This window comes from Nitrospirillum goiasense, from assembly GCF_034427435.1.
Taxonomy (GTDB): Bacteria; Pseudomonadota; Alphaproteobacteria; order Azospirillales; family Azospirillaceae; genus Nitrospirillum.
This window is the reverse complement of record NZ_JAXQNP010000002.1, coordinates 302,066-322,907: the sequence shown is the minus strand read 5'-3', so window position 1 is coordinate 322,907 and position 20,842 is coordinate 302,066. Positions and strand designations below refer to the sequence as shown.

Below are 20,842 nucleotides of genomic sequence, written 5' to 3'. Positions count from 1 at the left end.
GGCGGGCGCGGCCATCCGGCCGCTTGCCTAGTCCTCGCTTTCCAGTCCGCTATCGCTCCCCGGAAAGCTCCGGCGGCCCCGGTCGGGGCCTACACCGGCATGAGCTTTTCATGCCGGTGGTTTAGTAAAGCCTTTGGGGGCGGAGGCGAGGGCGCTTAAGCTGGCGTCCTCGCCTCGGCCTTTCCGGACCCTGCCTTGAAGCCGCGCAAGCTCGACACCATCGACATCAAGATCCTGACGGAATTGCAGGCCGATGGCCGCATCACCAACCAGGCCCTGTCGGAACGGGTGGGCCTGTCCGCCCGCCCTTGCCTGGAGCGGGTGCGCCGGCTGGAGCGTGAGGGCATCATCGTGCGCTACCAGGCCCAGGTGGATGTGCGCCGCATCCAGTCTTGCGTCTTCGTCCTGGCCCAAATCTCCCTGGAAAAACAAGGCCGCCAGCGCACCAGCGCCTTCGAGCGCCGCCTGCGCGAGGTGCCCGAGGTCATCGAGTGCTTCGAGGTCAGCGGCCCTTACGACTACATCGCCAAGCTGGTCTGCCGCGATTTGGAGACCTACCAGGAACTGACCGACAGCTGGATCGACGATTCCGAGATGGGCGTCGCCCGCGTCGTCAGCAACGTCGTCCTTCGCCCCATCCGCGACTTCGGGACCTACCCGGTGTTCGAGGAGGAAGAAGCCTGAGGCTTCATTCAGCGTCGCCGATGCCAGTGCGCCGGGTTTTGGCGACTGTGCAGGCAGGCCAGGACATGAACCTCGCTTTCGTTCCCGAGGCGAGTCCCTATCTTAAAATATGGCCCCTCGGTGGCTCCCTGCCCACCCGGTGCCAGAAGGCCCCACGTACCGTAATCCTAAAATCTACCAGCGGCCTTATTTCCAGTTCCTATTTCTGATCGACGCAGCTCGGATAGGGCGCCTGTTCTCCCGGAACGATCGGGCAGATCTTCACCGGATTCAGGCGCGCGATCCGTTCCTTCCACTTGGCGTCGTCGAAGGCCATCGGCTGGCTGGATACCGCCTCCCGTTCCGCCCATTGAATAGTGTAGTAGTCGTTGGCCCCTTTGATGCTGAAGATCACGGCTGACTCGCTGTGATCGCCGCCGGGGGCGGTGCCGCAGCTGATCCAGGCGATGAAGGCCGGCTGGCCGCTGATGGTCAGGTTGGCCACTTCCTTGGCGGCGAATGTGGTGGGGCAGGCGTTCTTGAAGCGTCCGGCCAACATGGCGGCGAAGCCTTGGGGCGTGACGTTGGGGTTGGCGCCCAGACCCTGGAAGCCGGTGAGGGTGATCATCTGTGTCCACCGATCCAGGGTCTCGCCCTCCAGCACCATTTCCCTCAGGTACTGATTGCCCTGGGTGTGTTCGTTGCCCAGCTGGAAACCGGCCGGGATGGAAAACATGACCAATTGGCTGAAGATGGGCGTGATGGACTTTACCGCGTGACCCTGCGCGTTCGCCGTTTTCATCGCGTCCTGCAGGCTGTCCGCCGCGTGGGCGGGGGCGAAGAGGCAGGCGGCCAGTAGACCGGCGGCGAGGATGGATTTTTTCATTATGGCTCCCCGGTGTGTTTATTGTTCACGCGCTGATGGCAGGCTACAGGCCTCTCGGCGGGGCTGCAACCGGGGCGGGTCGATTTAGGGTTCGGCGCCGCTTCTGGGCGGCCTACCACCCCATGGCCAGGGCGCCGGCGCCCAGGGCCAGGGCGCTGACCCCGCCCACCACCAGGCCCAGGCGGGTGCCGCCTACCCAGGCGGCCATGACGGCCTTGGTCACGGTGTTGACGGCGGTGACGATCAGCACGCCCTCCATGGCGACCTTCAGGGTCAGGCCGTGGCCGCCCAGATGGGCCATGGACAGGGTGACGGCGTCCACGTCGGCCACGCCCGACAGCGCGGCCATGACCAGCACGCCGGGGGCGCCCAAGGACTGTGCCAGCAATTGGCTGGCCAGGGCCACCGCCGCGATGAAGGCCGCCATCTTAAGCGCCATGCCCACCTCCAGCGGGTTGGCGATGTTCAGCTGGGGCACATGGTAATGGCGGTTGCGGATGATCAGCACGGCGGCACCGCCCACCTGGCCCAGGGCGGCGCAGGCCAGCGGCGGCGCCAGCAGGCCCAGCAGGTCGGGGTTCAGCACCATGGCCAGCACTCCCACCCGGACCATCATGACGGCCCCGGCCAGCAGCACCCCCGCCCCCAGCAGGCGGGATGAGGTGGGGTGCACCCGGCCCAGCCGCGCCAGCGTCAGCGTCGTGGCGGTGGACGAGGCCAGGCCCCCCGCCAGCGCCGCCATCAACACCCCCAGCCGGTCGCCCAGGGCGCGGACGGCGACATAGCCGCCGAAGGAGATGGCGGCGACCATGATGGCCAATAGCCAGATGGAATGGGGGTTCAAGGCCCCCCAGGGGTCCACCGGATGGTTGGGCAGGACGGGCAGCAGCAGGAAGGACATGGCCAGCAGGGTCAGGATGGCCCGGACCTCATCCCCACTCAGCGTGGCCACCCAGCGGTGCAGGGGATCGCGCAGCGCCAGCAGGCCGGTCATGGCCACGCCGGCGGCGATGGCGACGCGCACGTCCGCCAGGATGGCCAGGGCGCCCAGCAGGAAGGTCACCAGGCCCGCCACCACCGAGGTGATGCTGAGATCGCGTTCCGGGTTGGGGTCGGTGTCGGCCCTGGCCTCCAGCCAGTGGAAGGCGGTGAAGGCGGCGGCATAGCCCAGGAACACCAGGCCCAGGATGTAGGGTTGCTGCGCCCCCGCCAGGGCGCCGGCCACGCCGCCCAGCAGGCCAGACAGGGCGAAGGTGCGCAGCCCCACCGCCCGCTGATATTCCTGGCCGCTGCGGCTGTGCCATCCCCGCTCCAACCCCACCAGCAGGCCGATCGCCAGGGAAACCGCCAGGCGGCTGAGCAGGGTGGTGGGGTCCATCAAGGCGGTCCTGGGAAGGGTGACGACCTGCCCAGTCGGCCCTAATCGTTCAGCCGGCGCATTGATCCACCGCAAGGGGCCGGGGCGCCGCAACGGGGGCGGGGGCCACGGTCTGGGCGAAATGGGCCACCGTCTCGATGTAGGTGCCGCTCTTCATTTCGGCGGCGGTGATGGTCAGCCGCGCCTTGGGCGGCTTTCCCACCCAGGCTTGCAGCGCGTCCAGCGACTGCGGCCCGGCCGAACCGCCATGGGTCAGCAGCAGCGCGGTGTCCGGCAGCTCCGCCCGCTCGCGCTGGACATAGGCGCGCAAGGGCGGGCAGGGCTGCCAGGCCCAGATGGGGCCGGCCAGGATCACCAGGTCATAGTCGCGCACCGCATGGACGGCGGGGCCGATCCCGACCAGCCGGCGCTTCCGGCTGTCCATCGCGGCGCGCCACCAGCCCAGGAAGCTGACCGTGTATCGGTCGCAGCGGATTTCCTCGATATCGGCGCGCAGGTGCCGGGCCAATTCCTGCACCACGGTGCGCGTCGTGCCGGTCAGCGAATAACAGGCGATCAGCACGGCCATGGGTCCCCTCCACCTCCGGCTGCCCTCATGGGGCCTTGGGTGGGCGAAGACTGGCAGGATGCGCCGGCGTCGGCATTGACGCACCGCAAGCGTGTGGGCCTTACACCCGATGGTAGGGATGTCCCGCCAGGATTTGCTGGGCGCGGTAAAGCTGCTCGGCCAGCATGCCGCGCACCATCATGTGCGGCCAGGTCATGGGACCGAAGGCGATGAGCAGGGAGGCGCGGCGACGCACCTCCTCGGCCAGTCCGTCGGCGCCGCCGATGACGAAGGCGAGATCGGCCACGCCGCCGTCGCGCCAGGTGCCCACCTGGCGGGCGAAGGCCTCGCTGGGCAGGGCCTTGCCGCGTTCGTCCATGGCCACCAGGGTGGCGCCGGGCGGGATGGCTTCCAGCAGGAGCTGGGCCTCCAGCCGCTTCAACTCATCCCCCTCCACCCGCTTGCGGCACTCGACCTCCCGCAGGGTGAAGGGCCAGGTGATGCGGCCCTTGTACTCCTCGAACAGGTCGCGGGCGGGGCCCGGCCGGCTGCGGCCGACGGCGATCAGCCAAACGCGCATGGGCCCGATCCCGCTACCGTTCGATCACGATCAAACAGACAAAAAGTCGCCGGCCGGCGCGCCGAACCCGGCGAAGTCGGGCGGCAGTTCCACGCCCCACATCTTTTCCAGGTTGTAGAAGGCGCGGACCTCGGGACGGAACAGGTGGACCAGCACGTCGCCGGCGTCGATCAGCACCCAGTCGCACTGCGGCGTGCCTTCGGCGTCCAGGCCGACCAGCCCGACTTGCTTCAGCTTCGACAGCAGGTGGCCGGCCATGGCGTCCACCTGGCGGGCGGAACGGCCGGAGGTGATGACGATGTAGTCGGCCAGGGTGGACTTGCCCTTGAGGTCGAGCACCACGGTGCCTTCGGCCTTGTCATCCTCCACGCTGGCGACGATCAGGTCGCGCAGCTGCTCGGGGAAGTCGGGGGCCGCCATGTCCGGAAGCGGCTGGGGCGCCGTCCGCCCAGCGGTCGGCGTCGGGAAATGGGCGATGGTGGAAATGATCGTTACCTCTAAGCAAAAAAGGGCGCCTCAGACCGGGGACCCGGTCCGCACCCTGATGATAATCCGTTGATGTCCGTGGGCAAGCCGAACGGTGGCGTCTTGCCCACGGGGGTAGCCCCGGCGGTTGGTTTCCCGGTCATCGGCCGGCCCACCACCCCTTCCGCCGGATTTCGGTGGAGGAGGCGGGGTGCAGCGGCCCGTCCAGGAAGGTCCAGGCCGGCGCCGGCCGTGCCGGCAGCCCACCCGCGTCCCGTGGCGGAACCCTGCTCCGGGAATACCGCCGCGCGGCCTGGCCGACAAGCGCCTTTAGGGAATAGGGGCGGCGCGGAAACACGGCAACGGGCATGCGGCCCAGGATGCGCGTCCACCCGCGCCAGCGCGGAATCTGCAACAGGTTGTCCGCCCCCATGATCCAGACGAAGCGGGTGCGGGGATAGCGGCGGCGCAGGGCCTCCAGCGTGTCCACGGTGTAGCGGGTGCCCAGCTGCGTCTCCAGGTCCGTCACCAGGATGCGCGGATCGCGGGCGGCGGCGCGGGCGGCGTCCAGCCGGGCGTCCAGCGTGGCCATGCCGCGCGTCTGCTTCAGCGGGTTCTGCGGGCTGACCAGCCACCAAACCTGATCCAGCTTCAGCCGGCGCAGCATCCATTGGCTGACATGGCGGTGGCCGGCATGGGCGGGGTTGAAGGACCCGCCGAGGATGCCGATGCGCCGGCCGGCCCAAGTGGCGCCGGTCAGCGGCCGCGGGCGAATCCAATAGCGGCCGTGGGGGGAGGTTGACATGGGGGGAATGCCGGCCGGTCGCTTACGGGCGCGTCTGGCCGTCGCCGCGCACGACGTACTTGTAACTGGTCAGCTGTTCGGCGCCCACGGGGCCGCGGGCGTGCAGCTTGCCGGTGGAAATGCCGATCTCTGCGCCGAAGCCGAACTCCCCGCCATCGGCGAACTGGGTGGAGGCGTTCCACAGCACGATGCCGCTGTCGACCCGGGCCAGGAAATATTCCGCCGTGGCCGCATCCTCCGTCACGATGCTGTCGGTATGGTGGCTGCCGTGGCGCTCGATATGCGCGATGGCGTCATCCACGCCGTCCACCACCTTCACCGACAGGATGGCGTCCAGGTATTCCGTGTCCCAGTCGGCGTCGTCGGCGGGCAGCACGCGGCCGTCCAGGGACTGCACCGTGGCGTCGCCCCGCACCTCGCACCCGGCGGCGACCAGATCCTCGATCAGGGCGGGCAACTGGGCCGCCGCCACGTCGCGGTGGACCAGCAGCGTCTCCATGGCGCCGCAGATGCCGGTGCGGCGCATCTTGGCGTTCAGGGCGATGGCGCGGCCTTTGGCCGGATCGGCAGCATTGTCCAGGTAGACGTGGCAGATGCCGTCCAGGTGCTTGATCACCGGCACGCGCGATTCCGCCGCCACCCGCGCCGTCAGCGACTTGCCGCCCCGGGGAATGATGACGTCAACGAAATCGGTCATGGTCAGCAGGATACCCACGGCGGCGCGGTCGGTGGTGGGCACCAGTTGCACGGCGTCGGCGGGCAGGCCACCCTCCACCAGGCCCCGGCGCATGGCGGCGACGATGGTGCTGGAGGAATGCAGGCTTTCCGACCCGCCGCGCAGGATGGCGGCGTTGCCGGACTTCACGCACAGGCCGCCCGCGTCGGCGGTCACGTTGGGCCGGCTTTCATAGATGATGCCGATGACGCCCAGGGGCACCCGCACCCGCTGGATGCGCAGGCCATTGGGCCGGGTCCAGTCCGCCAGGACGGCGCCCAGGGGATCGGGCAGGTCGGCCACGTCCTCCAGCCCCTGGGCGATGGCCTCCAGCCGGCCTTCGTCCAGGCGCAGGCGGTCCAGCAGGGCGGGGGTCAGGCCCTTGGCCTGGCCGGCCGCCATGTCGCGGGCGTTGGCGTCCAGGATGAGGGCGGCGTCGGCGCGCAGGGCGGCGGCGGCCGCGCGCAGGCCGGCGACGCGCTGCTCCGGCGTGGTCACGGCCAACTGGGCGCTGGCGGCGCGCGCCCGCTGCCCGATGTCCCGCATCACCGCCGTGAGGTCGACCGTCTGCCCGTCCATGATTCGCACGCCCTGATATCCGTTACGCCGTCACACCTTCACCCACCAGCTTTGGGCGCCCCTAGCTTTTGGCGGGGAAGACCCGGGCGTGACGGAAGTCCACAGTACACCAGCTGCCGACGTCCAGCGCCAGATCGCTCAGCCGGTCGCGGGACAGCTGCGCTTCCAGCGCGCGGCCGGCCAGGTCCAGTTCCAGCCGGGCCACGGGGCCGGCGGCGTGCAGGCTGCTGACCCGCGCGCTCCACTTGCCTTCGGGCACGCCGTCGCCGGGCGCCACGTCCAGTTCCACCTGATGGGGCCGGACATAGATGACGGCCGGGCCGTTGGCGCCCACGTCGCCGTCAACCCGCACGGCCTTGCCGTCCAGCCGGGCGACGCCCCCCTCGATGACGCCGTTCAGGCGGTTCACCCCGCCCAGGAAATCGAAGACGAAGCTGTCGGCCGGGGTGTCGTACACCTCCGCCGGGGTGCCCACCTGGATGATCTGGCCATGATTCATGACGACCACGCGGTCCGCCAGCTCCAGTGCCTCCTCCTGGTCATGGGTCACGAAGATGGAGGTGATGTGCATGTCGTCGTGCAGGTGGCGCAGCCACTTGCGCAAATCCTTGCGCACCTTGGCGTCCAGTGCGCCGAACGGCTCATCCAGCAGCAGCACCTTGGGCTCGATGGCCAGCGCGCGGGCCAGAGCCACGCGCTGCCGCTGGCCGCCGGACAGCTGGCTGGGATAGCGGCTGGCCAGGTGCGACAGCTGCACCATCTCCAGCAGTTGGCCCACCCGGCGGCGGATGTCCATTTCCGCCGGCCGCTCCGCCTTCTTCTTGACGCGCAGGCCGAAGGCCACGTTGTCGAAGACGGTCATGTGCCGGAACAGGGCGTAGTGCTGGAAGACGAAGCCGACCTTGCGGTCGCGCGCGGCGCGGTCGCGGGTGTCCTGCCCGTCGAAGCTGACCTCGCCGGCGTCGGCATGGTCCAGCCCGGCGATGATGCGCAGCAGGGTGGTCTTGCCCGAGCCGCTGGGCCCCAGCAGGGCCAGCAGCTCGCCCGAGCGCACGTCCAGGCTGACGCCGCCCAGGGCGGTGAAGGCGCCGAAGGTCTTTTCCACGTTGCGGATTTCAATGGCCATGCGCGCCGCCCGTTTGCTTGATCGTCATTGTCGCCGCTTTCTTCACCCGTTTCGCCTCACCGCTTGGCGGCGGCGATCTGGTCGGCGAAGCGCCATTCCAGGATCGCCTTGGCCGCCAGGGTGACCAGCGCCAGCAGCGCCAGCAGCGAGGCCACCGCGAAGGCGGCCACGAAGTTGTATTCGTTGTACAGAATCTCGACATGCAGGGGCATGGTGTTGGTCTTGCCCCGGATGTGGCCGGAAACGACGGACACCGCCCCAAATTCCCCCATCGCGCGGGCGTTGCACAACAGCACGCCGTACAGCAGGCCCCAGCGGATATTGGGCAGGGTCACCAGGCGGAAGGTCTGCCAGCCGCTGGCGCCCAGCACGATGGCGGCCTCCTCATCCTCCACGCCCTGTTCCTGCATCAGGGGGATCAGTTCGCGCGCTACGAAGGGGAAGGTGACGAAGACGGTGGCCATGACCACGCCCGGCACGGCGAAGATGATCTGCACCCCATGGTCGCGCAGCCAGGGGCCGAAAGTGCCGTGCAGGCCGAACAGCAGCACGTAGACCAGGCCGGAAATGACGGGCGAGACGGAGAAGGGCAGGTCGATCAGGGCCAGCAGCAGGCTCTTGCCCCGGAAATTGAACTTGGCGATGGCCCAGCTGGCGGCCACGCCGAACACCAGGTTCAGCGGCACGGCGATGGCGGCCACCGTCAAGGTCAGCCGGATGGCGGACAGGGCGTCGGGATCGGCCAGGCCCTTGAGGAAGGCGCCGAAACCTTTGGCCAGGGCCTGGCTGAACACTGCCGCGAGCGGCAGGGCCAGGAAGGCCGCCAGGAACAGGATGGCCAAACCGATAAGCGCCAAGCGGGTCAGCGGGCCTTCGCCCACGGCCGGGCGGCGGGAATGCGGATCAGCGGGCATGGCGCGACCGGGTCCAACGCTGCAGGAAGTTGATGCCCAGCAGCATGAGGAAGGAAACCCCCATCATGGCCGTGGCGATGACGGTGGCGCCGGCATAATCGTACTGCTCCAACCGGGCGACGATCAGCAGGGGCACGATCTCGGACACCGCCGGGATGTTGCCGGCGATGAAGATGACGGAGCCATATTCGCCCACGCCGCGGGCGAAGGCCAGGGCCACGCCGGTGATCAGCGCCGGCAGAATGGCGGGCAGCAGCACCTTGGTGAAGGTCTGCCAGCGGGTCGCCCCCAGGGAGGCGGCGGCCTCCTCCACCTCGGCATCCAGGTCCTGCAACACTGGCTCCACCGTGCGGACGATGAAGGGCAGGCCGACGAACACCAGGGCGATGACGATGCCGATGGGGGTGAAGGCGATCTTGAAGCCGGCGGCCTTGGCCAGGGCGCCGATCCAGCCGTTGGGGGCGTAGATGGCGGTCAGCGCGATGCCGGCGACGGAGGTCGGCAGGGCGAAGGGCAGGTCGACCATGGCGTCGATCAGGCGCCGGCCGGGGAAGCGGTAGCGCACCAGCACCCAGGCGACGACCAGGCCGAACACGGCGTTGATCAGCGCCGCCGCCAGGGCGCAACCGAAGCTGATATAAAAGGCGTGCAGCACCCGGGGGGCCAGGGTGATGCTCCAAAACTTGGTCCAGCCCACGCCCGCCGCCAACAGGGCCATGTGGCCCAGGGGGATCAGGACGATCAGGCAGAGATAGGCCAGGCTGAAGCCGAAGGCCGTGCCGAAGCCCGGTAGGATGGTGGGGGCCAGGAAGGACCAGCCCCGCTTGGCCGGCCGGGCGGTCTTGGCCGATGCCACGGCCGTCACGAGGCGTCCCCGTCCAGAGGGGGGGCGCCCAAAAGGGACCCGCCCGAAAGGGATAAGTCGACGTGAGACGAACCCGGTCGGGTCATGAGCGGCCTTTCCCCAAATTCGAGACGTGAGATTAATGCATAAGCCCCGGAGCGTGTACAACCTTCACGCCATGGGGTGCAGGCGCCTCTTTCACAACGGTGCCATGCATCACCGAATAAATCACCATCACAAAAGTGTGAAATATAAATCAATCGGATAAGGCGGGGCGGTGCGCGAAATTCCCGCGCGGTAGCGGTCACATGACGTGTGACAGCGTTGTCCGCATTGGGTAAAAGTCCTTCAGGGAGGAAGGGCATGACAAAAACCAAGGCTGGCACCGTTTTCACGCCGGGTCATCCGGCGGAATTGCGCATGCCGGCGCGCGCCCTGGCCTTGCCGTACAGCCGATACCGGATCTCGCCGCGGGATGAGCGTTCGTGGCGGGGGCTCCGTGGGGATGAGGCGCTACCAAGAAGCGGAGTGTAATGAGCATGATGAATCGTCGCGCCCTGTTGCAGGGCACGGCCGCCCTGGCCGGTATAGGCGCCCTGGGGGGAACGACCGCGGCCTGGCGATCCGCGCTGGCGGCCACGCCGGCGGGCCAAGTGGTGTTTCCGAAGGATTTCCTGTGGGGGGCGGCCACCGCCGCCTATCAGGTCGAAGGTGGGTGGAACGCCGACGGCAAGGGGCCGTCCATCTGGGACACCTTCACCCACCAGCCGGGCCACATCAAGGAGAACGCGACCGGCGACGTGGCCTGCGACAGCTACCACAAGTACAAGGAGGACGCGGCCCTCATCCGGCGGATGAACCTGAAAAGCTACCGCTACTCCATCGCCTGGTCGCGGGTGCAGCCTCTGGGCAAGGGGGCGGTGAACCAGGCGGGCCTGGACTATTACAAGCGCCTGACCGACGCGGTGCTGGAGGCGGGCGCCCGCCCCCTGGTCACGCTGTACCACTGGGATCTGCCGCAGGCCCTGGATGACGCCGGCGGCTGGACCAACCGCGACACCGCCGATCGGCTGGCGGAGTATGCCGACATCGTCGGCCGCGCCCTGGGCGACCGCATCACCCACTGGGCCATCCTGAACGAGCCCAAGACCTTCACCCACCTGGGCTATTGGGAAGGCATCTTCGCCCCTGGCCACAAGGATCCGCTGCAGATGCTGAAGGCCACCCATGTGGTGAACCTCAGCCAGGGCAAGGCCTTCCGCGCCCTGAAGGCCATCAACCCCAAGTTCCAGGTCGGCAGCGTCTGCGACGTGGCCAACATGGTGCCGCGCACGGACAGCGCGGCCGACAAGGCCGCGGCCGAGCGCTATCACCGCTTCCTGAACCTGTGGTTCCTGCAGCCGGTGCTGGACGGCACCTACCCCGACGTGCTGCCGGCCGACCAGCGCGACGCCCTGCTGGGCTTCCAGCCGGGCGACGAGACGGTCATGCGCGCCGACTATGACATGGTCGGCCTCAACTACTACACCCGCTGGGTGGTGGCGGATAAGCCTGAGGGCAATGGCGTCCCCGGCCTGAACACCGCGCACGAATGGGGTGAGGGGCCGCATGCCAAGACCGACATCGGCTGGGACATCGACCCCGACGGCTTCCACGACACGCTGGTGCGCATGGCCAAGGCCATCGGCAACCGGCCCATCGAGATCACGGAAAGCGGTGCCGCCTACAACACGCCGCTGGTCAATGGCCGGGTGAAGGACGCCCAGCGCATCGAGTACATGAAGGCCTATTTCGCCGCGCTGTCCCGCGCCATCCAGGACGGGGCGCCGGTGCGCGCCTACCATGCCTGGAGCCTCATGGACAATTTCGAATGGGCCCAGGGCTATACCCAGCGCTTCGGCTTGGTCTACGTCGATTACAAGAACGACCAGAAGCGGACGATCAAGGACAGCGGCCTCTGGTACGCCAAGGTCGCCCAGAACAACGGCTTCTGATCTCTGTTTTCTGAGGCGGGATCGCGCGTCCCGCCTCAGAATTAGGGCCGCAAATAAACGCCCAGCGCATATAAATAAAAAGCAATATTAACGCTGCATGAACAACTGATCTGAATCAATTCTCGGATGATTTGATTGGGTATCCGCTCCTTTAATGGATTATTAAGCGGAACTGGACAGAGAATTCGCCTGATCATCTGTGCGCAGCTGCAGGTGTTACCTCAGGAGGATTAGATGTCCTTAAAAAATATTCCCATCGTCTACAAGATACTGATAATTGTTGGGTTATTGTCCTCCATCTTGATTTATGTGGGCTACACCGGATACCACAGCGCCGTCACTTTGGGCGCGGCCGGGCAGGATATTGATGACGCGGATGGCCAGGCGTTGCGCGCCGCCCGCATGAACCAGACCCTGATCGCGCTCAACCGCTCCCAATACCGCATGGGCATGGACGCGTCGCAGGAGTCGATGGCCACGGTGGAAAAGTCGGTGGCCGAGAACCGCGCATTGTTCGAGCGCAGCTTGAATGACCTGCGGTCCGGTGCCGATCCCCAGGAACAGGAAATGCTGAGGACCGTGGCTGATGGCTATGGCGCCTTGGTGGGCAACCTGGAAGCGACGATGGCGAAGGCCCGCGCGCAGGGCGGCGTGGCCCCCACGGTGGACCAGATGGCCGTGATCGCGTCGGTCAAGGAAGGCCGGGCCCTGGTCGACCAATTGCAGCAGCGGATGCGCGCGCTGGCGGACCATTACGACCAGGCGGGCACCGACATGGCGCGGCGCGGCCAGGCCATGGCCGACGATGCCAAGCGCATCATGCTGATCGGGACGATCGCCGGCACCCTGGTGGGCGTGGCCCTGGGCATGGGCATCGGCCATGTCGGTGTCGCCCGTCCCATCGGCGCCATGGTGGATTGCCTGCAGCGCCTGGCCGCCGGCGACGTGGGCTTCACCGTCTTCGGCCTGGGCCGCAAGGATGAGCTGGGGGCGGTGGCGCAGACCATGCAGGTCTTCAAGACCAATATCCTGCGCAACCGTGAGATGGAGGCCGCCGCGAAGGAGCAGGAGCAGCGCGCCGCGGCCGAAAAGAAGAAGGCGATGGAGGAACTGGCAGACCTGTTCGACGCCAAGGTCGCGGGCGTGGTCCAGGCGGTCTCCTCCGCGGCGGAGCAGCTGTCGTCCACCGCCAGCGCCATGTCCTCCATCGCCGAGGAAACCAACCGGCAGGCCACCACCGTGGCGGCGGCGGCCGACCAGACCACCGCCAACGTCCAGACCGTGTCCTCGGCGGCGGAGCAACTCTCCTCCTCCATCGGGGAGATCAGCCAGCGTGTCGGCCATTCCAGCGAGGTGTCCAGCAGCGCCGTGGAACGGGCGCGGCTGGCCAACGAGATGGTGCGTGGCCTGGCCTCCAACGCCGAGCGCATCGGCCGGGTCATCGAACTGATCAGCAACATCGCCAGCCAGACCAACCTGCTGGCCCTCAACGCCACCATCGAGGCGGCGCGGGCGGGTGAGGCCGGCCGCGGCTTCGCGGTCGTGGCGGGCGAGGTCAAGACCCTGGCGACCCAGACGGCCAAGGCCACCGATGAGATCGTGGCCCAGATCGCGGAGGTCCAGGCCTCCACCCGTCAGGCCGTGGGCGCCATCGAGGGCATCGGCGCGGTGATCGATGAGCTGAGCCAGATCTCCAGCGCCATCGCCTCGGCGGTGGAAGAGCAGAGCGCCGCGACGCAGGAGATCGCCCGCAACGTCGACCAGGCGGCCCATGGCACGCAGGATGTGTCACGCAGCATCGCCGGCGTCACCGTGGCGTCCGCCGAGGCCGGGCAGGCCGCCTCGCAGGTGCTGGCCGCGGCCAGCGGCCTGGGCCGCAGCTCCGACATCCTGCGGATGGAGGTGGGCAGCTTCATCAGCCGCGTGCGCGCCGCCTGAACGCGTAACGGTGCCGAAAGGGACGGGGCCGGCGGTCATGCCGCTGGCCCCGGCCTTTTCCGGTCAGAACACATGGAATTGGGGCAGGGCGTACAGACGGGTTGGGCTGCCATCCTCCACCGTGGCGCTGAGGTGCAGGGTGGGGTTGCGCCGGTCCAGTTTGCGGCCGAATTCCAGAATGGGCTGTCCCTTGTCGTCGGTTTCCAGCGCCTCCCCGGTGTCGAGGGCGGCATGGACGTGGCAGTGGGCGTCCGGCTCGCAACTGAAGTCCAGTTCGTCGATGCTGGGGACGAAGAAGCCCATGACGGGCCCCACGAATTCCTCGATGGCCTGGTCCAGCACCTTGGCGCCTTGGCGCAATTCGCCATACGCGATGGGCTGTTTCCCGTCGGACAGCACCTCCAGCATCACCGTGGCGCGCAGCGAGCCCTTGGCCTGGTTGCTGACCAGCTTGGCGTCGGCGGCCTCCCAGTCGGCGCGGTAGGGAATATGGAAATAGCCATCGGGCGTGGACTCGATGGGCTCTTCCTTGCCATTGTAGACGGCCCATAGCTGGATGGGCAGGGGGCCGGACTTGTCCTTGCCCAGTTGCACCTTGAAGATCATGCGCAGGTGGTGGCCGCTGGCGTTCTCCATGTGGTCCAGCACCTTCAGGGCCTCCGCCAGCTTGGCGTAGGAGGTCTTGCCGAACTGTTCCCGCGAGGTCACCACCATTTCCGGCACTGCCTCGTCCTGAGGGGCTGTTGGGGAAGGGGTGGTCTGGGGCGGGACCTGTGCCGCCGCCGCCGGGTCCGCCGGTGCTTGTTCCGTCGTTTGCGCGCCAGCCCCACCGGCGCACACCGTGACCAGGGCGGCCAGCGCCGCCCCCATCCACATCCGGGTTTTCAAGATATCCCCATCCTGTCAGACGACGCCCCCATCGGCGCCATCCTTACTAAGGGTTGTGATTGGGGCAAGTATAGGGCCACCTGGCGACCGATTTTTGTGGGCGCTCGGCCCAACGTTGCTGCCTTCCATCACAAAAAGCCCAGAGCATGCGCCCCTTAGAACATGGGTAGGGCGTAAACGCGCCCAGGGGCGTCATCCTCTGCCGTGGCGGCAATGCGCACGACCGGGTTGCGCCGGTCCAGCTTGTGGCTGAATTTCAGGACTGGCCTGCCCCACTCGTTCCGGTTCAGCGCGTTGCCGCCGTCAATACTGGCGCTGACTTGGCAATGCTCCAGCGGTCCGCACAGGAAATCCAATTCATCGATGTCCGGCGTCGAGAAGCCCTTGGCTGGCCGCACGAATTCCCTGATGGCCCGGCCCATCAGCTTGGCGCCCTCTCGCAACTCGGCATAGGGAATGGTCTGACCAGGGTCGGTCGTCACCTCCAGCAAGAAGACGGCCTCCAGGGTTCCCGAGTGCGGGCTGGTGACCAGCTTCGCGTCGGCCGCATCCCAATCGGCGCGGTAAGGAATGAGGAAAATGCCATCGGTGGTGGATTCGATCTCATCCTCCTTGCCATCATAGTCCGCCCACATCTGGACGGGTTCCGATCCGACAGCCCCACCTTTATACTGGATTTTGATAGCCAGGCGCAGGTGGTGGCCTGAACTCCCCAGCTGATCCATTACCTTCAGGAAGTCGGATAGGCCCCGGTAGGTCGCCTGGCCGAACTGTTCGTGCGAGGTCACCACCATCTCCGGCACCGGTTCTGCCGGCGCCTGCGCCTGTGGCGTCGTTTGAGGCTGCGTCTCCACCTCCTGCGCCCCTGCTGCGCCGGTGTGGATCAAAGCCAGTATCGCCGCCAGCGCCCGCCAACCCGCCGTTGACCGATATACCCTGCCTTTCAAGATGCCCCCTGCCGCTGGATGCCGTCACGTCCCGACGTCGGAGGTAAGCTTACCAGGAGTTGAGATTCCTGCGCACGGGGCGCGATATGCGACGTATCTTCGCGGCTTTACTGGGGTCATCCGCTCAAAAGCAGCTGGGTCAATGGCCGCCAGCGTCGCCTTCTTTGGCGCCCGCTCACGGCTGATTTTTGCGAGGCGCCGGCTTGTCGTCGCCACATCCCGCGCGATTTCCTTGGCAGACCAGGAAGCACAGGCGCTATATCAAGAGAAATATAGCGATGTGGCAGGGAAAGGACCGGTCATGCGGCAGGGAACAGCGATAGGGATGATGGTGATGGCGCTGGCGGTTCCCGCCTGGGCGCAGGGGGCCAAGACCCCCTCTGCCCCGGCCGACCCGTCGTGCAAGGGCGTCGCGGTGGAATGGCCGGCTGACCTCAAGGCCTGGGGAATCACCGCCGTGCCGGTGACGGCCGCGACCGCGTCCGCCGCCGCCCCGACCCTGACACCCGGCGTGCCGGCGCGGGTGACCTTGGCACCCAAGGCGGGTGTCACCCTGGCCGCCGCCCCGCCCGCTTCCCAGTCCAAGCCGGTGGCCGAGTCCACCTATGCCGGCATCCTGTCCTTCACCGTGCCCGCCGCCGGCCCCTATCGCATCGCGCTGGACGCCGGGGCCTGGATCGACGTGGTGGCAGAGGGAAAGGCGCTGGACTCCACCAGCCACAAGCACGGCCCCAACTGCTCCGGCATCCACAAGGTGGTGGACTTCGGCCTGGCCGCCGGCACCTACCAACTGCAACTGTCCAACAGCCTGGTGCCCGCCGTTACCGTGCTGGTGGTGCCGCCGCAAGGTTGAGCACCGCCCCCCTGTGCCAAGGCGTGCGGCGGTGCTATATGTAGGCCCATGACCAGCATCTCCGCCCCCAATCCCTACGCCACGGTGGCCGCCGGCCTGCAAAGCAGCAGCGCCCGCGTGGATCGGGACGCCACGGCCATCGCGGCGTCCAAGGGCGGCGATATCAATCCCACCGATGTGGTCAGCCTCAGCAGCGACGCCCTGACCTTCAAGGCCTTGACCAAGGTCGCCCAGACGGTGGACGACAACAGTAAGCGCCTGCTGGACATCATGGCCTGACCGCCCCTTTCGGCGATCGTCCCCCAATTCGCCCCTATCAGCGGAAGCGGAACGGCACCGTGAAGCTGAACCGCCCATCCGTCAGCAGCGCCTCCGGCGGTGGTGGCAGGGGGGCCGCTTGGCTAACGGCGCGCAACGCGATGTCGTCCAGCACGCTGCTGCCGCTGGACGTCAGGATCGCGGCGTCGCGCACCTGGCCGTCCGCCACCACCGATATCGCCAGCACCACCGTACCCGCCGCCGCGACATGGGCGGGCCGGTGGCGGGCCAGCGCCTGCCACACCGCGCGGGTGTAGGCCTCGAGCACATCCGGCGGGGGCGGATCGGGGGCGCGCTGGATCGTGGTGGGGGGTGGCGTGTCGGCGGTCGCGGCCTGCGGTGGCGGTGCCGGGGGGACGGGTAGGGGTGTCGCCACGACTGGCGGGGCAGGGGCCGGTTGGCTCATGACGGGTGCGGGGCTCCGCTGCCGGGGATGGGACGGCGGCGGTTGGCGATGGGGCTGGATCGGGGGTGTTTCCACCACCCGCGGCGGTGGGGGCAGCAACTGGGCCACCACCACGGTTTCACCTTGTGCGCGGGCTGCGGCCGTCGCGGGCGCTGACAGCCCGGCCATCCAGGTCACCAAGGCGGCCTGGATGGCGAGGGCGATAAGGGCGGCAAAGACCGCCCCGGCGCGCGGATGCACCGCCCGGCCATAGGCGGCCGATCGGAAGCCGGCCATGACGCCGGGGGCTGTGCGGGTCGGGGCGATCTTGGACCTCATGTCAGGCAACCTGGTCAGAATTTAACGGTCAGGCCGGCGTTGAACGAGCGGCCCGGGCCGGGAACCGACCCCAGCGGCGCGGCGTAGTTGGCGGCCCGCCAATCGCCATAGTCGATGCCCCCCAGCGGCAGGGCATAGGCCTTGTCCATCAGGTTCTCGATGGCGAAGTCCACCCGGATATCGCCCCAGGTGTAGCTGCCCCGCAGGTTCACCAGGGTGTAGCCGGGGGTGGTCGGCTCCCGCAGCAGGCGGTCGACCTGCGTCTTGGCGTCGACCATCTGCACCTCCACCGCCCCGTGCCAACCGCCCAGCGTGTGGTCCACGGCGATGCGGCCGTTCAGGGGCATCATGTGATAGAGGCCATCCTCGTCCGATACTGTCTGGCCCCGGACCCAGCCCAGCACGCCGCTGAGGCCGATGGCGCCATGGTCGGCGTCACGCCAGACGGTGGCCTGGCCGGACAGGTCCACGCCATAGGTGCGGGCGTCGCGGTTGGCGAACATGACCTTGGCGAAGGGGACGCCGTTGGACACCACCGGGGCCAGCAGGCGCTGGCTGATGTAGTCCTCGATATAGCTGTAGTGGGGTGTCAGGCGGATTTCCCAGGCCGGGGGCGCTTCCGTGCCGTCGGCGGGCGGTGCGGCGTGCCAGCTCAGCGACGCGCTGACGGTGTTGGCGACCTCGGGCTTCAGGTCCGGATTGCCGACGTAATAGTTCCCGTCGCCATTCCAGGTGATCATGCTGCTGGCCATGTTGCCCGTGGACCAGGCATAGCGCTCATACAGGTTGGGCGACCGGCTTTTGCGGGCATAGCCCAGGTCGACCGTCGCTTGGTCGTTGACGGCGTAGCGCAGCTCGGCCGTGGCGTCGACATTCGCGTCCGTGCGGGCGCGGTCGCGGGCGTTGAAGGCGGCGGCGTTGGCGGCGTAGCTGGCGTTGTACCCCGACACGGTGCCGGTGGCCGTCCACACCGTGTCGTTGCGCAGGCCGGCCAGGGTGCTCCAGCCATCGCCCCAGGTCCGTTCCCATTCAACGAAGGTGCCCAGGCGGTCCCGCGTGCCGCCGTTGATGGTGTGGAAGGTGTTGGGGCCCATCATCATGGCCATCATGCCACCCACCGGCGGCCACCAGTCGTCCAGGGCGTAGTGGTGGAACTCACTGCCCACCCGCAGCGTGTCGGCGGCGCTGAGCGGAATGTCGGCCTTCACGGTATAGCCGGTGGCGTTGGACCGGGTGTTCATGGGCATGCCGCCGCCGTCCGAGCCGCCCTTGTCCTCCAGGAAGTTCATGGCGTGGCGGACATGCTGCCAATAGGCGGTGGCATCCAGGCTGCCCCAGGCGAAGCCGGCCTTGTAGTGCGCGTCGACCGAGGTGCCACGATTGTCGGTCATGTCCATGCGCTGGTTGGCGAAGCCCTCGTAGGGCGTGTACTGCACGCCGCCGCGCACCTCCAGCACGCCATCCTCGCCCACCCGGGCCGCCAGGCTGAGCGTATGGCTTTGGGTTTCGAACAGGGTGGAGTTGACGTCCTTGCCGTCGCCGCCACGGGCGTAGTCGTCGCCCCGGCTCCAGGATCCGGCATAGCCCACGACATAGCGGTCGGTCGCGGCGGACAGGTGGCCACCCACGGTCGTGCCGTTGTTCACGCTGCGAAAGGCGGTGGACACCTCGCCGTGCACGGCCAGCCCCTGGCCCTCGCCGGCGAATTGCGGCTCCGGCGTGGTGACGGCGATGGTGCCGCCGATGTTGTCGCCGCCCCGGCTCACCGGGGTCACCCCCGCCAGCACGTCGATGGCGCCGACGTCGCCGGGGGCGATGTAGGACAGCGCCGGATTCATGTGGTTGGGGCAGGACGCGGCGACCGGCACGTTGTTGACCAGGGTCAGCACGCGGTCGTCCGCCAGGCCCCGGAGGACGGGCAGGCTGGAAATGCCGCCGGCGCCGTAGAGGGAGACGCCGGGCAGGCCGGAGAGCAGGGCGGCGGTGTCGGGGGTGGCGGTGCGGCGGTCGGCGATGGCCTGGCTGCTGAGGTGGCCATCGGCGGATGGCACGGACATGCCGCCGGCCGTGAACGCCGTGTCCACGTCGATGGCGGGCAAGGCCACGGCGGGGGTTTTTTCCCCGGCCGCGGCCTGTTGGGCTAGGGCGGAGGCCGGCACCCACGGCAGGGCACCGGCCATCAGGGCCAGGGCCGATACCCGGATTAATGGAGCGGCGGCGCGGGCGCGCGGCGACGGCGCAGGGCGTCCGGCGGGGGCGCTGGGAACGATGAATGACATTCGTGTAGCCAATCCGAAAAGGGCGGCGGATTCCGGGTGCCGGCGGCAGGCAACGCCCCAGGGCACGCCCCATCAATGGGGTGCGTCCGGGCATGCTCCGCCACGCGCGGGACCGGATAAGGACCGCCGAAGGGGGAAGGACCGCGCCGGCCCCGCCCTCGGTCGAGGGACGGGTGGGACGGTGTCGATGGGGGTGGGTCAGGCCCCGGCCGGCGGGCCCCGGGGATAGGCGGACTGGCGGTACGGCGTGGTTCCCGCCTGGCCGCCGGTGCCGGATAGATCCAGCCGGCCCACGAGTCGGGGCAGGGGCAGGAACACCGGGGACGGCAGGGCCATGCCGCCGTGCAGGAAGGGCAGGCAATAGGCGCAGAACGGCTGGGCATGACCGCCGGCCCCATGACGGGACGCGTCGCCACCCTTATGCCCGCCAGCCTTCTGTTCATGGGCCGGTGATGCCGGGCCGCAGAGGATGTAGGCCGTGTCAGGGTCGACGGGCGCCGCCTGCACGCGCAACGGCAGCACGCCGGCGGCCATCACGTCGATGACCAGCAGCGCCAGCGTCAGCCAGACGATCAAGCGCCGGCCGCTGTCGCGGCGCGCCCGGTCCAGCCGGTTATGTACGGTGCGTCGTGTCATGCCCCCGATCCATCGGAGGACTTTCCGGGCCCAGGACCGTCAAGTCAACGCGGGGTTGTTCACGGCAGCCACCCCGGTGCGCGGCGGCGTCACTTGATCCATGTCGTTGACGGAGGCGGTGGCGGCCTAGCGGGACTCGCCCGGGGCGGTTCCCGGGTGGGCCTTGGCCGCCGGCTGCTTCGCGGGCTTGGGCGGCTGCGTCACCAGGGCGACGCGGCTCTGGAATTTCTCCGCCTCGCCATCGGTCATCAGGCTGAAGTCGGCGACGACGGCGTCCAGGAACGGGGCCAGCCAGGTCTGGTCGGCCTTGGCGAAGTTGGACAGCACCCAGCCGTGCACCAGGTTCTTGTCCCCCGGATGGCCGATGCCCAGGCGCACGCGCCAATAGTCCTTGCCGATATGATCGTCGATGGAGCGCAGGCCGTTGTGGCCGCCATGGCCGCCGCCCTTCTTGGCGCGCAGCTTGCCCGGCGGCAGGTCCAGTTCGTCATGCAGGACGATGACCTGGTCGGGCGTCATCTTGTAGAACCGCATCGCCTCCCCGACCGATTGGCCGGACAGGTTCATGAAGGTCTGCGGTTTCAAAAGGTAGATTTTTTCGGGGCCGATCTGCCCCTCGGTGATCAGCCCCTGGAAGCGTTTCTTCCAGGGGCCGAACCGATGGCGGTGGGCGAGTTCGTCCACCGCCATGAAGCCGACGTTGTGCCGGTGGTGCGCATATTCCGGGCCAGGGTTGCCCAGACCGACCACCAGCCGCATCGTC

21 protein-coding genes are annotated in these 20,842 nt (G+C 68.1%); 5 read left to right on the top strand and 16 right to left on the bottom strand.

Annotated elements, in window-relative coordinates; genetic code table 11:
- The first annotated feature begins 195 nt into the window (after positions 1-195).
- A complete protein-coding gene (locus tag ULB03_RS03845; RefSeq protein ID WP_322481966.1) occupies positions 196-684 on the top strand; it encodes an Lrp/AsnC family transcriptional regulator in 489 nt (162 codons plus the stop codon).
- Between the two features lie 199 nt (positions 685-883).
- On the opposite strand, the gene ULB03_RS03840 is transcribed toward ULB03_RS03845, so the two are convergent.
- The 10 genes from ULB03_RS03840 to cysT form a co-directional block, all read right to left on the bottom strand.
- Complete coding sequence (locus tag ULB03_RS03840; RefSeq protein ID WP_322481965.1) at positions 884-1,549, bottom strand: hypothetical protein; 666 nt, start codon at positions 1,547-1,549, stop codon at positions 884-886.
- Between the two features lie 112 nt (positions 1,550-1,661).
- A complete protein-coding gene (locus tag ULB03_RS03835; RefSeq protein ID WP_322481964.1) occupies positions 1,662-2,927 on the bottom strand; it encodes an MgtC/SapB family protein in 1,266 nt (421 codons plus the stop codon).
- Between the two features lie 49 nt (positions 2,928-2,976).
- A complete protein-coding gene (locus ULB03_RS03830; RefSeq protein ID WP_322481963.1) occupies positions 2,977-3,495 on the bottom strand; it encodes a flavodoxin family protein in 519 nt (172 codons plus the stop codon).
- 100 nt (positions 3,496-3,595) lie between these two features.
- Positions 3,596-4,054, bottom strand: a complete 459-nt coding sequence (rlmH, locus tag ULB03_RS03825; protein WP_322481962.1) for a 23S rRNA (pseudouridine(1915)-N(3))-methyltransferase RlmH — start codon at positions 4,052-4,054, stop codon at positions 3,596-3,598.
- 30 nt (positions 4,055-4,084) lie between these two features.
- Positions 4,085-4,474: a ribosome silencing factor gene (rsfS, locus tag ULB03_RS03820; protein ID WP_322481961.1), complete on the bottom strand. Its 390-nt coding sequence runs from the start codon at positions 4,472-4,474 to the stop codon at positions 4,085-4,087.
- Positions 4,475-4,679: 205 nt separating this feature from the next.
- Positions 4,680-5,324: a nicotinate-nucleotide adenylyltransferase gene (locus tag ULB03_RS03815; protein ID WP_322481960.1), complete on the bottom strand. Its 645-nt coding sequence runs from the start codon at positions 5,322-5,324 to the stop codon at positions 4,680-4,682.
- A 22-nt stretch (positions 5,325-5,346) separates the two neighbouring features.
- Positions 5,347-6,618, bottom strand: coding sequence for a glutamate-5-semialdehyde dehydrogenase (locus ULB03_RS03810; RefSeq protein ID WP_322483771.1), 1,272 nt, complete (start codon positions 6,616-6,618; stop codon positions 5,347-5,349).
- A gap of 61 nt (positions 6,619-6,679) precedes the next feature.
- Positions 6,680-7,744, bottom strand: coding sequence for a sulfate/molybdate ABC transporter ATP-binding protein (locus tag ULB03_RS03805; protein ID WP_322481959.1), 1,065 nt, complete (start codon positions 7,742-7,744; stop codon positions 6,680-6,682).
- Between the two features lie 56 nt (positions 7,745-7,800).
- Entirely contained in the window at positions 7,801-8,658 is an 858-nt protein-coding gene (gene cysW, locus ULB03_RS03800) for a sulfate ABC transporter permease subunit CysW (RefSeq protein ID WP_322481958.1), read from the bottom strand.
- Complete coding sequence (cysT, locus tag ULB03_RS03795) at positions 8,648-9,514, bottom strand: sulfate ABC transporter permease subunit CysT (RefSeq protein WP_322483770.1); 867 nt, start codon at positions 9,512-9,514, stop codon at positions 8,648-8,650. The genes cysW and cysT overlap by 11 nt, the downstream gene beginning before the upstream one ends.
- Positions 9,515-10,041: 527 nt before the next feature.
- On the opposite strand from cysT, the gene ULB03_RS03790 reads away from it, so the two are divergent.
- Both ULB03_RS03790 and ULB03_RS03785 read left to right on the top strand, forming a co-directional pair.
- Entirely contained in the window at positions 10,042-11,496 is a 1,455-nt protein-coding gene (locus tag ULB03_RS03790) for a GH1 family beta-glucosidase (protein ID WP_322481957.1), read from the top strand.
- Positions 11,497-11,730: 234 nt separating this feature from the next.
- Positions 11,731-13,434, top strand: a complete 1,704-nt coding sequence (locus tag ULB03_RS03785; RefSeq protein ID WP_322481956.1) for a methyl-accepting chemotaxis protein — start codon at positions 11,731-11,733, stop codon at positions 13,432-13,434.
- A gap of 63 nt (positions 13,435-13,497) precedes the next feature.
- Here the strand turns inward: ULB03_RS03785 and ULB03_RS03780 are convergent, their stop codons facing one another.
- Together ULB03_RS03780 and ULB03_RS03775 are read right to left on the bottom strand one after the other, a co-directional pair.
- Positions 13,498-14,322 (bottom strand): DUF2987 domain-containing protein, encoded by an 825-nt coding sequence (locus ULB03_RS03780; protein ID WP_322481955.1) that lies wholly within the window; start codon positions 14,320-14,322, stop codon positions 13,498-13,500.
- Positions 14,323-14,477: 155 nt separating this feature from the next.
- On the bottom strand, positions 14,478-15,209 hold the full coding sequence (locus ULB03_RS03775; RefSeq protein WP_322481954.1) for a hypothetical protein: 732 nt from the start codon (positions 15,207-15,209) through the stop codon (positions 14,478-14,480).
- A gap of 394 nt (positions 15,210-15,603) precedes the next feature.
- Here ULB03_RS03775 and ULB03_RS03770 point away from each other — a divergent pair, with 394 nt between their 5' ends.
- A complete protein-coding gene (locus tag ULB03_RS03770) occupies positions 15,604-16,122 on the top strand; it encodes a hypothetical protein (protein ID WP_322481953.1) in 519 nt (172 codons plus the stop codon).
- Positions 16,123-16,170: 48 nt separating this feature from the next.
- On the top strand, positions 16,171-16,401 hold the full coding sequence (locus ULB03_RS03765) for a hypothetical protein (protein ID WP_088870874.1): 231 nt from the start codon (positions 16,171-16,173) through the stop codon (positions 16,399-16,401).
- 37 nt (positions 16,402-16,438) lie between these two features.
- On the opposite strand, the gene ULB03_RS03760 is transcribed toward ULB03_RS03765, so the two are convergent.
- The 4 genes from ULB03_RS03760 to pth form a co-directional block, all read right to left on the bottom strand.
- Positions 16,439-17,164, bottom strand: a complete 726-nt coding sequence (locus ULB03_RS03760; RefSeq protein ID WP_322481952.1) for an energy transducer TonB — start codon at positions 17,162-17,164, stop codon at positions 16,439-16,441.
- Positions 17,165-17,178: 14 nt separating this feature from the next.
- Positions 17,179-19,443 carry a TonB-dependent receptor gene (locus tag ULB03_RS03755; protein ID WP_322481951.1) on the bottom strand — a complete coding sequence of 755 codons (2,265 nt, stop codon included), beginning with the start codon at positions 19,441-19,443 and terminating at the stop codon, positions 17,179-17,181.
- A gap of 198 nt (positions 19,444-19,641) precedes the next feature.
- Entirely contained in the window at positions 19,642-20,079 is a 438-nt protein-coding gene (locus ULB03_RS03750) for a DUF2946 family protein (RefSeq protein WP_322481950.1), read from the bottom strand.
- Positions 20,080-20,205: 126 nt separating this feature from the next.
- Complete coding sequence (pth, locus tag ULB03_RS03745; RefSeq protein WP_322481949.1) at positions 20,206-20,838, bottom strand: aminoacyl-tRNA hydrolase; 633 nt, start codon at positions 20,836-20,838, stop codon at positions 20,206-20,208.
- Positions 20,839-20,842: the final 4 nt, after the last annotated feature.